This is a genomic window from Bittarella massiliensis (ex Durand et al. 2017) (genome assembly GCF_017566145.1).
Taxonomy (GTDB): Bacteria; Bacillota; Clostridia; order Oscillospirales; family Ruminococcaceae; genus Bittarella; species Bittarella massiliensis_A.
In genome coordinates this window covers 31,886-46,506 of sequence record NZ_JABFCL010000001.1, presented here as the reverse complement: position 1 = coordinate 46,506, position 14,621 = coordinate 31,886, and the positions used below count along the sequence as shown (strand labels likewise).

The 14,621-nt window shown below is 63.7% G+C and carries 15 protein-coding genes; 4 read left to right on the top strand and 11 right to left on the bottom strand.

What is annotated here, in order from left to right; translation table 11 throughout:
* Positions 1-102 precede the first annotated feature (102 nt).
* The 4 genes from HJY11_RS00230 to HJY11_RS00215 all read left to right on the top strand — a co-directional run bounded on the left by HJY11_RS00230 (position 103) and on the right by HJY11_RS00215 (position 3,303).
* Positions 103-897, top strand: a complete 795-nt coding sequence (locus tag HJY11_RS00230; protein ID WP_208074097.1) for a MerR family transcriptional regulator — start codon at positions 103-105, stop codon at positions 895-897.
* A complete protein-coding gene (locus HJY11_RS00225) occupies positions 898-1,770 on the top strand; it encodes an ABC transporter ATP-binding protein (RefSeq protein ID WP_208074096.1) in 873 nt (290 codons plus the stop codon). It begins immediately after the preceding gene.
* The gene (locus HJY11_RS00220; RefSeq protein ID WP_208074095.1) at positions 1,767-2,489 is read left to right on the top strand and encodes an ABC transporter permease; all 723 of its coding nucleotides are present in this window, start codon (positions 1,767-1,769) and stop codon (positions 2,487-2,489) included. Before HJY11_RS00225 ends, HJY11_RS00220 begins: the two co-directional genes overlap by 4 nt.
* A gap of 169 nt (positions 2,490-2,658) precedes the next feature.
* Positions 2,659-3,303: a hypothetical protein gene (locus HJY11_RS00215; protein ID WP_208074094.1), complete on the top strand. Its 645-nt coding sequence runs from the start codon at positions 2,659-2,661 to the stop codon at positions 3,301-3,303.
* A gap of 191 nt (positions 3,304-3,494) precedes the next feature.
* Here HJY11_RS00215 and HJY11_RS00210 read toward each other — a convergent pair whose 3' ends face one another.
* The 11 genes from HJY11_RS00210 to glmL form a co-directional block, all read right to left on the bottom strand.
* On the bottom strand, positions 3,495-4,061 hold the full coding sequence (locus HJY11_RS00210) for a flavodoxin family protein (protein WP_208074093.1): 567 nt from the start codon (positions 4,059-4,061) through the stop codon (positions 3,495-3,497).
* Complete coding sequence (locus tag HJY11_RS00205) at positions 4,058-4,702, bottom strand: TetR/AcrR family transcriptional regulator (RefSeq protein WP_208074092.1); 645 nt, start codon at positions 4,700-4,702, stop codon at positions 4,058-4,060. Before HJY11_RS00205 ends, HJY11_RS00210 begins: the two co-directional genes overlap by 4 nt.
* A gap of 240 nt (positions 4,703-4,942) precedes the next feature.
* Positions 4,943-5,806, bottom strand: coding sequence for a TIGR03915 family putative DNA repair protein (locus HJY11_RS00200; RefSeq protein WP_208074091.1), 864 nt, complete (start codon positions 5,804-5,806; stop codon positions 4,943-4,945).
* On the bottom strand, positions 5,785-7,092 hold the full coding sequence (locus HJY11_RS00195) for a putative DNA modification/repair radical SAM protein (RefSeq protein WP_208074090.1): 1,308 nt from the start codon (positions 7,090-7,092) through the stop codon (positions 5,785-5,787). Before HJY11_RS00195 ends, HJY11_RS00200 begins: the two co-directional genes overlap by 22 nt.
* 78 nt (positions 7,093-7,170) lie before the next feature.
* Positions 7,171-7,326, bottom strand: coding sequence for a hypothetical protein (locus HJY11_RS00190; RefSeq protein ID WP_208074089.1), 156 nt, complete (start codon positions 7,324-7,326; stop codon positions 7,171-7,173).
* A gap of 427 nt (positions 7,327-7,753) precedes the next feature.
* On the bottom strand, positions 7,754-8,689 hold the full coding sequence (locus HJY11_RS00185; protein WP_208074088.1) for an alanine-tRNA synthetase second additional domain-containing protein: 936 nt from the start codon (positions 8,687-8,689) through the stop codon (positions 7,754-7,756).
* Positions 8,690-8,780: 91 nt separating this feature from the next.
* Positions 8,781-9,098 (bottom strand): DUF4387 domain-containing protein, encoded by a 318-nt coding sequence (locus HJY11_RS00180; protein WP_208074087.1) that lies wholly within the window; start codon positions 9,096-9,098, stop codon positions 8,781-8,783.
* A 24-nt stretch (positions 9,099-9,122) separates the two neighbouring features.
* Positions 9,123-10,481: an acyclic terpene utilization AtuA family protein gene (locus tag HJY11_RS00175; RefSeq protein WP_208074086.1), complete on the bottom strand. Its 1,359-nt coding sequence runs from the start codon at positions 10,479-10,481 to the stop codon at positions 9,123-9,125.
* Positions 10,482-10,493: 12 nt separating this feature from the next.
* On the bottom strand, positions 10,494-11,744 hold the full coding sequence (locus tag HJY11_RS00170; protein ID WP_208074085.1) for a methylaspartate ammonia-lyase: 1,251 nt from the start codon (positions 11,742-11,744) through the stop codon (positions 10,494-10,496).
* Positions 11,745-11,797: 53 nt separating this feature from the next.
* Positions 11,798-13,249 (bottom strand): methylaspartate mutase subunit E, encoded by a 1,452-nt coding sequence (locus HJY11_RS00165; protein ID WP_208074084.1) that lies wholly within the window; start codon positions 13,247-13,249, stop codon positions 11,798-11,800.
* The gene (glmL, locus tag HJY11_RS00160; protein ID WP_208074083.1) at positions 13,233-14,621 is read right to left on the bottom strand and encodes a methylaspartate mutase accessory protein GlmL; all 1,389 of its coding nucleotides are present in this window, start codon (positions 14,619-14,621) and stop codon (positions 13,233-13,235) included. Before glmL ends, HJY11_RS00165 begins: the two co-directional genes overlap by 17 nt.

Genomic DNA, 14,621 nt, shown 5'->3' with positions numbered 1-14,621 from the left:
CGGCCCCGCCCCTTTTTGGTTGGAAAATACAGAGAATTTGTAAAAGGGGTTGCTTGTGACCCTACGTCACATAGTACAATGCCCACAGAGAGGTGATCCAACATGGACCAAAGTGAACCGCTCACCGTGGGCCAGCTGGCCGCACAGATGGGGGTCACGGTGCGCACCCTGCAGTACTATGACAGAGAGGGCCTGTTAAAACCCTCGGCCAGGAGCCCCGGCGGGCGGCGGCTCTACACCGGAAAGGACGTCGTCCGCCTCCACCAGATACAGTCTTTAAAATACCTGGGATTCTCCCTGCAACAGATCAGGGAGCATCTCTTCTCCCTGGACACCCCCCAACAGGTGGCCCAGGCCCTGGCCCACCAGCGGGAGATCGTCGGCCGTCAAATTGCCGAATTGCAGCAGGCCCTAAACGCCATCACCGCCCTGGAAAAAGAGGTGGTGCAGATGCAGGCAGTGGACTTTAAAAAATACGCCGAGATCGTCACCCTTTTGCAGCAGAAAAACGAGGGCTACTGGATCGTCAAATTCTTCGACGACTCGCTGATGGAACACATCAAAGACCGCTTTCGCGACCAGCCCGAACAGGGGCTCGCCATCTTTGACACCTGGAAGGCCCTCTGCGACGAGATCATCGCCCTGCAGGAAGCGGGCGGCGCCCTAGACGAAGGGGCCCTCGCGGACATCGGCGGCCGCTGGTGGTCCATGGTGACCGAATTCACTGGGGGCGACCTCTCCCTCCTCCCCCAGCTCACGGCCTTTGCCGACAGCAAGTCCCGCTGGGGGGACGAGTTTCGCCAGCGGCAGGAGAGGGTGACCCCCGTTTTAGAACAGGCCCTGGACGCCTATTTTCAAAGGGCTGGCATCCGCCTTCCCGAACAGAAGGAGAACTAGATGAGCAAGACCGCACTCAGCGTTCAAAACCTCTGCAAGCGCTACGGCGAAAAGGAGGTGTTAAAGGGGGTTTCCCTCACCCTAAAAGAGGGGGAGATCGCCGCCCTGCTGGGCCCCAACGGCGCCGGCAAGACCACCGCGCTGGAGTGCATCGAGGGGCTGCGCACCCGAGACCGCGGCACGGTGGAAATGTCCGGGCGGTTGGGGGTGCAGCTGCAGTCCTCCTCCCTGCCGGCCACCATCCGCCCGCAGGAGGCGCTGGAACTCTTCTGCCGCTGGAACGGCGGCGAGCGCGACCGGGAGGCGGAGGCAGAACTGGGGATTGACTCCCTGGGCAAGCGCCCCTACCGGGCCCTCTCCACCGGCCAGAAGCGCCGCCTCCACCTGGCCCTGGCCCTCATCGGCCAGCCCTCCCTCCTCTTTTTGGACGAACCCACCGCCGGTCTGGACGTGGAGGGGCGGGCTGCCCTTCACCGGCAGATCGGCCGCTTAAAGGAGCGCGGCTGCGCCATCCTCCTGGCCAGCCACGACATGGCCGAGGTCGAGCGCCTCTGCGACCAGATCGTCCTCCTCAAAGGGGGGCAAGTCGCCTTTTCCGGCAGCCCCGCCGAACTGCTCTGCCAGGGCGAAACGGGGGCGCAGATCTGCCTCAAAACCGGCGCTCCTCTAAATGCAGCGGCGCTGCGAAACTGCCAGTTCGCCGGCGAGCGCCAGGGCTATGCCCTCTACCGGGCACAACAGCTCGACGAGGGGCTGTGGGAACTGCTCTCCCTCGCCCGCAGCGCCGGCGTACGGGTGGAGGACGTACGGGTGGAGCACCAGAGCCTGGAGGACCGATTTTTGGACTTTGCACAGCAGGAGGAGACGAAATGACCGCTTTTTTCTACCAGGCCGCTCTCCAGTGGAAACTGGATTTGCGCAACCGCGACGTGCTGCTCACCTACTATCTGGTGCCTTTGGTCTTCTTCCTCTTCATGGGGGGGATCCTCACCTCCCTCGACCCCGGCGCCAAGGAGACGGTCATCCCCGCCATGTCGGTCTTTGCCGTCAGCATGGGGGCCTTTCTCGGCGCGCCGGTCCCCCTCACCGCCCTCTACGGCAGCGAGACCAAAAAGGCCTATCAGGTGGGTGGCGTTCCCCTCTGGGCCCCGGCGGCAGCCAACTTTCTGTCCGCCTTTGTCCACCTCTTTCTCGTCGGCCTGCTCATCCTTCTGCTGGCCCCGCCCCTCTTTGACGCCAGCCTGCCCTCCAACCTCCCCCTCTACCTGGGAACAATGGTCCTGTTTCTCTTTACCTGCCTCTGTCTGGGAACCGCCCTCGGCCTCTTCTTTCAGACAAGCTCCCGGCTGACCATGGTCTCCCAGATCTTCTTTCTCCCCTCCATCATGCTCTCGGGAGCCCTCTTCCCCGCCGCCTTTCTCCCCGCCCCCCTGCGCCTCGCCGGCCGCATCTTTCCAGCCTCCTGGAGCTACTCCCTCTTCACCGGCGAAGGGGGGTGGCAGGCGGTCGCCGCCCTCTTTCTCATCTCTCTTGTGGCCCTGGGCCTCTGCGGATGGCGGCTTTCCAAAAAAGGCGGGCTCCTGACCCGCTAAAATCCACCATTTTCCATTTGCTATGCGGGCGCTGTCGACCACAGCGCCCGCTCTCTTTTTGGGCCAACCGAAAGAAAATTGAAACAAATTTGTAGGGGGATGGGGACTGCCCAATTTCCCCTCCCTGTTGTATACTAAAAGGGCTATCAAGCAAAACGGGAGGAATTTGATGCAGACCCTTGTCAACCAGTGCGGCGGTCGCGCCGCCGTCGTCGCCTACCTCGCCGGCACCCTGGCCATCGGGGTGGCGGACTTTTTCTGTTTCCCCTGGCCCTATCTGCTGGTCACCGCCGCCGCCCCCCTCTTTCTCCTCATCCCGCCGCTGGCCTACCGCCTCCTTCGCCTAAAACCGGTCCCTGCCCTCAGCCGGGCCGTCGCCCTCTTCGCCTTTCTCGCCTACGGGGTGGGCATTGCCATGAAGGGCTACCACTGGTTTCCCTGGTTTGACAAGTTCGTCCACCTCCTCTCCGGCGTTCTCTTTGCCCTGCTGGGCCTCTGTCTCTTTGGCTACCTGCACAGGGATCGTCCCCTCGCCGAGGAAGACGCCCCCTTTGCCCTTTACTTCACCCTCTCCTTCCCCATGCTCGTCGCCGCCTGCTGGGAGATCGCCGAGTACGCCTGTGACTTTGTCTTTCACACCGATCCCCAGCGCGTCCTCACCACCGGCATCCACGACACCATGCTCGACATGATCGCCTGCCTGCTGGGAACCCTGCTGGTCCTCTGGTCCCTCTGGCGGTTTCACCGCAACCAAAAGGCGGGGCCTTTCATGCGCGTCTTTCTCGGTTTCTGGCGGGCCAACGCCACCTTTTAGGACTCCCTTGAAAGCCGCGCCCACTGACCGGCAAACGGTTCTTTAAAAGGGCGGCGCTTTTCTGCTGCCCGGGCGCTCCCCCCGCCAGCGGCGTCTTTCTGATTGCTCCCGCCTGAAGGGCGTCAACCCCCTGCCACATAAAATCCCCCAGGGTACAGACAGACCCTGGGGGATTTTGCGAAGCGGCTCTCTCACTGCCAGAAGCGGCGGATCCTTCTCTCGAGTGAGGGGGGCAGCGCCCTGCGCCCATGCGCGCCTGCAAAGACCACTCGCCCCATCCGTTTCATCCCCGCCGTGTGAAAAAATTCCTCCATGGCGCGAATGGCCCCCCGGCTCTGCCCGCAGAGATAGTCAAAGGGGGCGGGGGTGTTGCAGGCCGTCAGCAGCAGGTAGTGCTGGCGCGGCGACAGCCGGGGCTTGGGAAAGGTCTTGGTCTCCTCCATCGCGGTGCCGAGCAGCCGGTCAAAGAGGTTTTTGACCGCTGCGGGCAGGTTGGCCCAGTAGGTGGGGGCGGCCAGAACAACCGCGTCGCACCCCTGCAGGAGCCGGGCGATCCTCTGCACCCCATCCTGTACCACACAGCCGCCCGCCTTGATACAGGCGCGGCATCCCCGGCAAAAGCCGATCTCCTCTCGGTAGAGATCCACTCTGTCCACCGCCCACCCGGCCCTCTCGGCAGCGGCGGCAGCGCACGCCAACATGGCCGCCGTCGACCCGTTCGGATGTGGACTCCCCAAAATTGCCAACAACCGTTTCATCTCGTCCCCTCCTCTTTGGCAATGGCGCGGTATAGGGTTTCAAATCCGCCGGCAAGAAACGCCTCCCTGCTAAGACCCATCGCCTTTTCGATGTAGTGCTCCTTGCTCGCAGCCATCTGCATGAGACCAGTCAGCATTCCCCAGAAGGCAAAGACCGTGGGCAGAACTTCCAGGTCTGGGCGAAATGTGCCCGCCTCCATTCCCTCGCACAGAAAGCGGCCCATCAGGCCGTTTATCTCCTCTCCCACAGCAAAGATCTCCCGTTCCACCGGCAGGGTGTCGGGGCTCTCCCAATCTATGTTGATCTCCCGCAGGGCCAGGCCAAAGAAGAAGGAGTCCTTCTCCTGGTAGCGCCGGAGCGCCTCGCAAACAGCATTATAGCGGCCCCTTATGCCCTCTCCCCGCACAAGGGCGGAGGACAGGCAGTCCCGCAGCCGCCGCATGCTCTCCAGGGTAAGGGCGGCGACGATCTCCTCTTTGCCCCGAAAGTAAACATAGAGGGTGGCCTTGCTGTACCCCGCTTCCCGGGCAATTTCCTCCACCGTCACCGAACCCAGCCCCCGCCGGGCAAAAAGCGCGGCCGCCGCCTGGGCGATGCGGCTGCGGTGGGCCTCTGCGGGCTCCTTCTTCCGTCTCCCCATTGGTCAGTCCCCTTTAATTAAACTGTTGGTTTAATTGATTTTACCACGGTCTCCCACTCTTGGCAAGGCAAAAAGAAGATGGTTTTTTAGCGCGCCCTCTGCGGGGGTTCCTGCCAGGCCCCAAAAAGGGAGAGGCCGGCCGCCCCTTCCAGCCACTTTCCCCACCAATGTGCACCCGCTGGCTTCCGTTTCTCCCGCTCCCCTCCAGCCAGCTGGCCCCCCCCCTCTCTATTAAAGAGGTCACTCCCCCACCAGATGATGGGGTGGCTCCTTTTGCAGGGCGAAGGGGTATTTTCCCCTCTGCTCCGGCTTCTGCAGGCCGGCGGCACTTCCCCCCTGCAAAGGGGCGGCGGGCCCCTCCGCCATCTCACACATCTCCCCCCAAAATCGCTTGGGCATGTTCCCCCGCTGGCAGCGGGGGTTGACCCGGGCGGCAATGGTGGCGGACTGGTGGTACCCCCTCCACAGCTGGCGGTAGAGCTGTTCCTGCGGGGTGTCGGGGGGCAATTTCAACGCCCCGACCGAGACGATCTTGGCCTGGTGTGGGCGGTAGATCAGGGCCATCTGGTGGGACTTGTCGTGAATCATAAAGGTCTCTTCCGGGTAGCGGTCGCAAAAGTGTTCCCGCAAAACCGGCAGCACAAAGTGCTTGGGGGAGATTTGGGAGAGGAGGGCCCCGTCGTACTCGGCAAAGCGGACAAACCCCAACAGCAGGTGCGCCTCGTTTGACACCGAGAGGGCCATCTTCTGCACCCGGCTCACCGCCTCGTCCCCCAACATGTCGCAGACGGCGGGACCATAGCGGTAGCCCCGGCAGAGGAAGCGGTAGAGCCAGAGGTCCCGCCCCCCTTCCCCAAACAAAAAGGCCCTCTGCACCAGCTGGCGGGCCCCCACCCCCATCCGCTCGCCGATGGAGCGAAAGACCCGCCCCGCCCGCTCCCTGTCGCTCTCGATCTCCCGCACGGCGTAGAGCCCGGTCTGGCAGTCCTCCCGGCAGACGATGTCCAAAGGCGCTTCCCTCCTGACAAAGCTCTCAAAGACGCAGCAGAGAAACCCGGCAAAGCTGCCGTCGTGCAGGTAGATCAGATCTGGCCGGTCAAACAAGAGATCACATCCTCTCGGGTCACCGGCGGCTCGTCGAACAGGGAGAGCTGTTCCGGCCGGTTTTGGGGGAGCATGGCGGCGCTGCGCTCGGACACCAGGGCGCGAAAGGCGGCTTCCGGGCTGATTTTCAACCCCACCACCGTCTTTCCCGAACAGGTGATGAAGTACTGGGCCCGCTTGAGCACCACCCCAATTTTTTTGAGCCCGTCAAAGTGCAGGGGGCCCAGCCGCCGGGCCTTGGCAATTCGCTGGGCGCTCTTGACCCCGATGCCCGGCACCCGCAGCAGCATCTCGTAGGGGGCGCGGTTGACCTCGACGGGGAAGTGCTCCATGTGGTGGATCGCCCAGTTGCACTTGGGGTCCAGGTAGGGGTTAAAGTTGGGGGCCCGCTCGTCCAGCAATTCCCCCGCGTCGAAGCCGTAAAAGCGCAGCAGCCAGTCGGCCTGGTAGAGGCGGTGTTCCCGCAGCAGGGGCGGCTTGGTGGTGAGGGCGGGCAGAAGGGCGTCACTCTGCACCGGGGTGTAGGCCGAAAAGAAGACCCGTTTGAGACCGTATTTGCGGTAGAGACCCTGGGTCAGCCGCAAAATCTGCAAGTCGGTGTCCGGGGTGGCGCCGATGATCATCTGGGTGCTCTGCCCGGCGGGGGCAAATTTGGGCGCGCCCCGGTAGCGCACCAGGTCGGTCTGATTCTGGGCGATCCCGCTGGAAATCAGCCCCATGGGGCGAAAGATGTCCGCCTTTGACTTGTCCGGCGCCAGCAGCCGCAGGCTCTGCTGGCTGGGCAGCTCGATGTTGACGCTCATCCGGTCCGCCAACATCCCCAGGCGGGCGATCAGCCGGTCGTCCGCCCCGGGAATGGCCTTGGCATGGATGTAGCCGCGAAAGCCGTATTCCTCTCTCAAAATCTGCAGGGTCTCGATCATCCGCTCGCAGGTGTAGTCGGGGTTTTTGAGGATGCCGGAACTCAAAAACAGCCCCTCGATGTAGTTGCGGCGGTAAAACCCAATGGTCAGATCGGCCAACTCCCGGGGCGAAAAGGCGGCGCGGGGGGTGGCGTTGGAACAGCGGTTGACGCAGTACTTGCAGTCGTAAGCGCAGACGTTGGTCATCAGCACCTTTAGAAGGGAGACACAGCGCCCGTCGGCGGTAAAGCTGTGGCAGATGCCCGCGGCTGCCGCGCTCCCCAGCTGCCCCTTTTTGCCGGCCCGGTCCACCCCGCTGGAGGTGCAGGCCACATCGTACTTGGCCGCGTCGGAGAGTATCTCCAGCTTCTCCAGCAACTCCACGGCAACCCCTCCACTTCAAAATAAACATTTGTTCTTTTTATTTTAGCCCCCCTTCCCGCAAAAGTCAATTGCTCCACATCAAAATTCCCCTGCCACCTTTTTCCTGTCATCTCCCCCTTCCAAAAGGATTTCCGCCCCACCGCCATTTCCAACTCCTCTGCTCTTGTTCACCCCCTTCTTCCGATAAGGGAAAACCGGGACAGAACCCCTCTTTTCCCCTTCGAGACCCTCCATTGGCCGACAGACCCCCTCCTTTTCCCAATCGTTTCCTCAAACTGCCTGGGGGAAATCGCTTAAAAGCAAACGGTGCCCCCCTCTCCTTTCAAGAAAAATGGTGACAAGGCAAACCCCTTGTCACCTAAATCCCAACCGTTTTACCCGAGACTTGGCCGCGCCCTTCCCCTCTTTTGGATCTGTCTTTCAGCCTTTCCCGCAGAAGAGCACCCACGCATAGGCCGCCCATGCAAACGGCTGTTGCGGCCACCCCTATGGCACACCCGCCACCCAAAAGGCCGCCCTTCAGCTCCCGCATCCGCTCTGCCGCACAGAGAATGCGCCGCCCACAGCACAAATCTGCGGGCGGCGCATATCTCGCCCATTTTTTCGTCTCTTTTCGCCCCTCTCCCCTCCACAGAAAAATCCGCGAAAGAAGGGGCCGGTGTCAAAAGACGATCTTGTTAAAGTCCTTTCCCCCGGCCTTCTCCCAGTCGCTGCCCACCAGGCCCACCAGCAGATACCGCCCGGTCATGGGCTCCACCGGCAGGTCCTGCAGCAGGGCAAACGCCTCGATCTCGCCGGTGGTGCGCACGTGCATCCGCGGCCCGGTGCAGTGGTGTAGCTCGTCGCCGATGAGGATGTGCTCCTCGTCGCAGTAGGAGATGGGGATGTCTTTGGCGATCAGCTCGTTGACCTCGGTCTCCAACCGCTTCAGGTCAATGTCCGGCTTTTCGGCAAAACCAAGCACAAAGCCGTGCTTGACGTCGCCGTGGGTGTATTTTCCCCTGTATTTTTGCAAGATCAGGTGTTCGCAGAGGTCCTCCGCGGTGTGGGCCATCTTGCGAAAGCGGATGGAGCCAAAGACGATCTTTGTCAAGTCCTCCGGCTCGGGGCCGAAGAGGTTGGGGCGGGTGATGATGACCTCCCCCCCCACCCCGATGAGCAGGTGGGCGTTGCGCCCCCCCAAAAAGGGGTAGATGAGGTCGAAGTGCTCCACAATGACCCGCTTTTTCTTCTCGATGGCCTTCAAGATGGCCTCGGCCAGCACATGCATCTGGGTAAAGGCCGACTCAAAGCGGATGTCCAGGTGATAGGTGTGGGGGCTGTAAAAGCCCGAGTCGTCCTCGTCCACATCCAGGATGGGGAGGGGACGGACGTTGACCCCCTCGTCGTCGTTGGTGAGTTCCAGCCCGGGAAACATCCCCTTGACCAGCATGCTCTTGCCCGAGCCCCCCTCCCCCACAATGCCGATGAGCAGGTCAAAGGGGCTTAAGTACTGCTGGGCGATCTGCATCCCCAGGTCGGCCATCCGCACGTTGCCGCGGGGGGCAAAAAAGACGCTGTACAGGTGGTTTTTCTGCATTCGATCGGAATAGGGCATGGGGCGCTCCTCCTCTGCAAGGCGGCAGGCGCCCCTTGTGCGAAGCGCCTGCCGCCACGGCCCGGCGGTGCGGGCCCTCTCTCAGTCTCTGCTACCAGTCAAATTCCAAATCCAGCAGCGGGGCGTGCTGCTGGGCGCCGTAGACATCGGTCTCCCCCAGGTCGCCCGAACAGATGGGGCGCTGGATGGTGATCTTGATGGCCTTGGCCGGCTGGAACTCGATGATGTTGATGATCTTCTCCGGGGGGATGTGGTAGAGACGGCAGACCACCTCCTCGTTGATGATCCTCTTCTCACAGGCCTTTTCAAAGCTGGCAAAGTCCTTGAACATGATGTCCAGCGTCAACTCGTAGGGGCCGGAATTCTTGCTGCGGATGATCTCTGCCAGATCGGTGAGTTTCTGTTTCACAGCTCTCTCCTCCTCATTCTACCATTACAGGTCCACACAATCAACGGCAAAGGGGGCGACGGGGTCGTCCACGGCAATGACGTGATAGATGCTGAACACATAGACCTCGCCGGCGTGAAAATCGCTGGGCGAGTAGGGGAACGCCAGGTTGCCCGCGGTCGCCCGGCGGCCCTCGTAGCCGTAGTGGAGCATGGTGGAGCGGGCGAAAGCGCAGATGGTGTCGGCCTGTTTTTGGGTGTCGGCCACCGCCTCGATGACAATGCCCAGCTCGTGGGCTCCCTCGGTGGTGGGGGTGGGCTCCAACTCCGCCATCACCCCATTGCGGCCGTAGATGTTAAAGTGCAGGTAGTAGTGGAGGTCGGCGTCCCGGAAGTTGTCGGCCACCCGGGCGCGCACCCCTTCGAGCACCTCGTCGATCTTCTCGATCATGATGGGGTCTCTGGCCCCGGCGATGGAGACGGTGCGGTAGCCGATGCAGCGCGCCCCCTCCAGTTTGACGGTGTAGGGGTCGGGCACAAAGCGGCTGCCGCTGACCCGGACAATGTTCTCCGTCTCCTTCTCAAATTTGCAGTCGGTCAAATCCAGGTGGCCGCCCGGCCCCGGCAGGATGTAGGGGTTGGTCTTTTCGTAGAGGGTGTGGGCCGCCACCGAGAGGGTGGTGCAGCGGCGCAAGGGGCTCAAGGGCTCCACCCGGAAGTAGTCCTCCCCGATGTAGCCGAACATGCAGTCCGACCCGCTGCCGGGGGTGGCGCAGATGGAGGCGCACTCCAAAATCTTCCCCAGGTGGATGGCCAGGCCCTTGTCACAGCCCGCCCGCACCGCCGGGGCGGCAAAGACAGACGGGTCGTAGGTGCGCCCGGCCAAAACCACCTGCGCCCCCTCGTCCAGGGCCTTGATAAAGGGCTCCATCCCCATCTGGCCCACAATGCGGGTGGTTTCGTCCACCGCCTCCTCGGTCAGTTCGGGGGCCGGGGCAAGGGGGCGCACCTTCCCCGCCCGCAGGGCCGCCTTGACCGCCTCCTTCGTAAACTCGGCGTGGATGACCGCCAGCTTGAAGTGGAGGCCTTTCTCCCCGGCAATCTGCTCCACAATCTCGCGGCACCAGTTCAGGTGGGGTTCGCCCCCGCTGCCGCCGGCGGTGCCGATGACCACCGGAATGCCCTCTTTGACCCCGGCTTCCAGCATAATCTCCAGATCGCGCTTGACCGCGTCCCGGTCGGTAAAGGAGACCCCCGCCCCCAGGTAGTAGGGCCCGGGGTCGCTGGAGCCCGCGTCCACGGCGATCAGGTGGGGATGGCGCTTCATCCCCTCTTCAAAGCTCTCCCTGGGGAAGCCGTACCCCAGGATGGCGGTGGTGGACAGAATGCGAAATTCCGCTTTCATCAAAAACCCCTCCTAGCGCTCGGCCTGGGCTCTGCGCAGGGCCAGGATGCGCTGCATCTCGTTGTAGACGATCATGTACCCCTCGTCGACCCCCATGCCGGGCTTGGCGAGAATCTGGTCGGGGCAGATGGCCATGGCCAGGTTGACGCAGACCTGGGCGCTGCGGTCGGTCTCGTTGCAGGTGCCGCCCTGGTAGGCGCCGATCCCCTTCTCCTTGCAGTAGAGGACCGCCTCCACCACGTTGTTGATGCCGCCCAGGTCGGGGGTCTTGATCTGCACCATATGCCCAGCCCGGTTGTCGGCAAAGTAGCGAATGTCCTCCAGGGTGTTGCACCACTCGTCGGCCACCAGCTCCACCGGAATGCCCCGCTGGTCCACCAGGCGGGTCAGCTCTTTGAGGGCGAGCATCTGCTGCTCCCGGTCCTCCACGTCCATGGGGCCCTCGATGCGCAGATGGAAGGGGGCGGCAATCTCGGCCAGTTCGGCCAGGTAGTCGGCCATCCCCTGGTAGTTTTGGTTGCCAAAGGCCGCGCCGATGGTGCCGTAGACGTCGATGTGCAGCACCGGCGCGTAGTCCCCGTCCAGCCGCAGTTTGAGGATGCGATCGCGCAGCCAGCTCACGTACTCGGCCAGCTTTTCGCCCTTTGGACCCAGCTTGGTCTCCACGTTGTTGATGAGGGCGTGGGGCAGCACCTGGGCCCCCTTCATGATCATCTTGTCGGTGTTCTCGTAGCGGTTGTCCCCCGACTGGGTGAAGATGGGGATCTCCCGGTCGGTGACCTGGGTGTGGTACTCGTCGGCCACCACCTCGCACATCAGCCGGTGGGAGGCCTTGGCCACCGCGTCGAGGATGGCCTGGGTCACCCCGTAGCGGATGGCGGTGTGCAGCTGCTTGCCGCCCACCTGCAGCCGGTCGACCTCCTCCGCCAGAGCGCGGAAATTGTCTGCCTCCCTGCCCACCAGGCGGGGCTTTATCTCCCGCTCGATGACGGGGATGAAGTCCTCTGCCAGGAAGAGGGGGTCCCTTCCGCCCGCGCCGCTGTACTGGACCGCCGCGCAGTCGCCGTAGGCCACCTGTCCGTCCTCCAGCACCAGCATCACCGAGATGGCCTCGCCCGCCTGGCGGACCGCCGAGAACCCGGCGGTGGCGGTTTGGCCCAGATAGGCCGCGCCGTCCGATTCGGCCCCCATCTTGATGGCCCGCTGATCGTCAAAGAAAAATCCGGTGCGCCCCTTGGCGCAGACCAAATCAACAATTTTCACAGTGTGTTCCTCCTGCTCTAAGCTGTCTGTCGCGCTTTTCTGCCCGCTCTGCCCTATCGCCAGGGGCGGCCCACCAGCCGGCCTTTGGAGATGGCGTAGACATCGTCGATGACCATCTGAAAAGACGCCTTGCGCTTTTCAAAGGCCGCCCGCTCCTCGATCTTTTTGCGGTTGTAGTCCACCAGCTCGGGCGAGAGGGGGACGGCCCCCGCGTCGAGGATGCGGATGGCCCCGTCGTTGTCCCGGGCCGAGAGCATCTTGCCGGCGTTGAAGCGGCTGGGGGCAAAGGGGACGTCCAGCACCCCGGCCTGGAAGGCGCGCACCGTCCCCAGGGCGATGTCTCCCCCGCCCAGTTCAAAGCACTTGTCGACGATGCAGCGGGTCTCGGCGGCGATGATCTGCTTTTCCTCCTCCAGCCCGGCGGCGGTGAGGGTCTGGTCGCTGAGCATCGAGATGACCTGCTTGGTGCAGCGCAGCCCCTGGGCGTTTGCCTCCATGGTGGGGATGCCCATGGCCTCGTGCGGGGTCTTGACGATGACCTTGGTGGCCTTGGCCAGGGCCGCCGCCGCGCTCCCCCAGGAGATGACCCCAAAGGCCTTGGCCTCGTCCTGGGGGAAACCGCCCATCCACTGGTGGAGGACGGTGGTGACCTCCACATCGGTGTAGCCGTACTTCTCCAGGTACTCGTCGGTCAGCTCTTCCAGGGTGCGGATGGCGGCCACGTCCTGCACCAGGTTGCCGCACTGGCCGTAGCCCACGGTGATGTTTTTGACCCCCTGTTCAGCGGCCAACAAGCTCTCGATGATGGCCACCGCGTGGGAGATGCAGGGGGGCACCAGGGTGCCGGTGAGGGGGCCGTAGGGCTCGCGGTTGATGGGGATGCCCGCCTCCTCGTAGAGGCCGGTGAGCCGGTCGCAGTACTGCCAGTCGAGGATGGTGCGCTCCAGCGGCACGTTCTTGGCGTAGGGGACGTTGTAGGAGATGCCGCCCCCCTCGTAGCTGGTGAAGCCGGCGGCATAGCAGATCTCGGTGAGGAGGCGGGCGTCGGGGGTGCCATGGCGAATCTGCACCGGGATGTCCAGACTCTGGATGATCTGACGGCAGCCGGCCACCCCGTGGTTGACCGCCGGCAGGCCGTTGAGCATCGACTTCTGGCTCTTGGCCGACTCGACGATCCCCTTCTCGGCGTCCTCATAGCGGTTTTGCCGGGTGTAGCTGTCGATGGTGGTGGGCAGCAAGTCCGCCTCTCCCCTGTCCTGCAGGTAGGTCAGCAGCTCGATGTGCTCTTTGATGAGGGCGACCCCCGCCCGGGGCTGAATGAGGGTCTTTCCCTCCCTCTTGGCCCGGCTCAACTTGCGGGAGAACACCTTGCTCTCGGGCAGCTGGCGGTGAAAGTCGAAGGCCTCCTGCAAGTCCACCTCCCTGCCGGTGGGCCACTGGCCCAACACCTCTTGGCGAATTTGCTCAAAGGCGCCGTCTTCGATTCGCTTATTTTGAATTTCCATCGCAGGTCAACTCCCTCTTCATCATCTGTAAAGCGGCTCGGGGGTGGTGTTCGGCCAACAGGCCCATGGCCGCCAGAATGTAGTGTCTGTCCACCCACACCTGCGCCTGTTTGGGCCGCAGGGAGATGGGGTCGGCCGGGTTCCAAAGGGCGTGCCGCACCGCCTCCGCCGGCCGGGGGGCGTGGATGAGGGCGCCGCCGGTGGCGATGATCCGCCGCACGTCGCTCAAGTCCTTGCCGGTCTGCACGTAGGTCAGCCCCACCGGGGTATAGGTCTGCTCGATGGTGCCGGCGTGGCGGGCCACGGCGGTCTCCACCGCCAGGGACGCCAGGGCAAAATCCAGCTGTCGGCCCGCCTCGCTGTCGGGCAGTTTGTCGGGGTGGGCGGCCAGGTCCTCCACCATCTGCCGCACCGTATCAGGGGGAAGTTCGGCCAACTGAGCCACCCGGTCCAATCCGGCGGCCTCGAGGATGCCCTGGACGCTGTAGCGCATGCCGATGTCCCCCTCCACCGTCCGCTTGGCGTAGGGCTCGGGCAGCCCTTTGTAGACGGTGTCCAGCTGCTTGGGCATCCCGTTGGCGATGGAGTAGACGTCGGTGGTGGCGCCCCCCAGGTCCACCGCCAGCAATTCGCCAACGCCGGGCTCCCCCTCGAGGCCGTCGGCCAGCAGTGTCATGGCCGCCAGCATCGCCGAAGGGGTGGGCATGAGGATGCCCGAGACCAGTTCCGACGCCTGGGAAAGCCCCTTGGCCCGGATGATCCGGTCGAGGAAGATGTCGCGGATTTTCTGCTGCGCGGGCTCGATGTTGAGCACCCCGAAGCGGGGCATCACATTTTCGCACAGCAGGGTTTCCTTTTGGGCCAGCAGCCGCTGGCACCCGCGGGCGGCGGCGCGGTTTCCAGCCACCACCACCGGGAAGTCGCCGGGGACCCCGGCCAGCATCCCGGCGTTGTGGAGGATGCAGTCCCGGTTCCCCCCGTCGGTCCCCCCGGTGAGGAGGACGATGTCGGGCCGGGCGGCGGCGATCTCGTCTGCATCGTCCTCGGTGAGCTGGTAGGAGTAGACCCCCACCACCTTGGCCCCCGCCCCCAAGCTGGCCTGCTTGGCGGCCTCGGCCGTCAGTTCGGGCACCAGTCCGCAGGTGACCATCCGCAGCCCCCCGGCGGCGGAGGAGCAGGCGTAGCGCTCGGCGTAGTCCAGCTTGCCGGTCTGTCCTTCCAGCTGTGCCACCGCCCGCGCAAGTCCCTCCCCCACGTCGGTCTGCACGGTGGTGTAGCTGGAAGCGGTGCCCAGCAGGGCGGGGGCGTCCACGTCGACGGCGGTCACCTTGGTGTATGTACTTCCAAAGTCAATTAAGAGGATCGGTCGCAT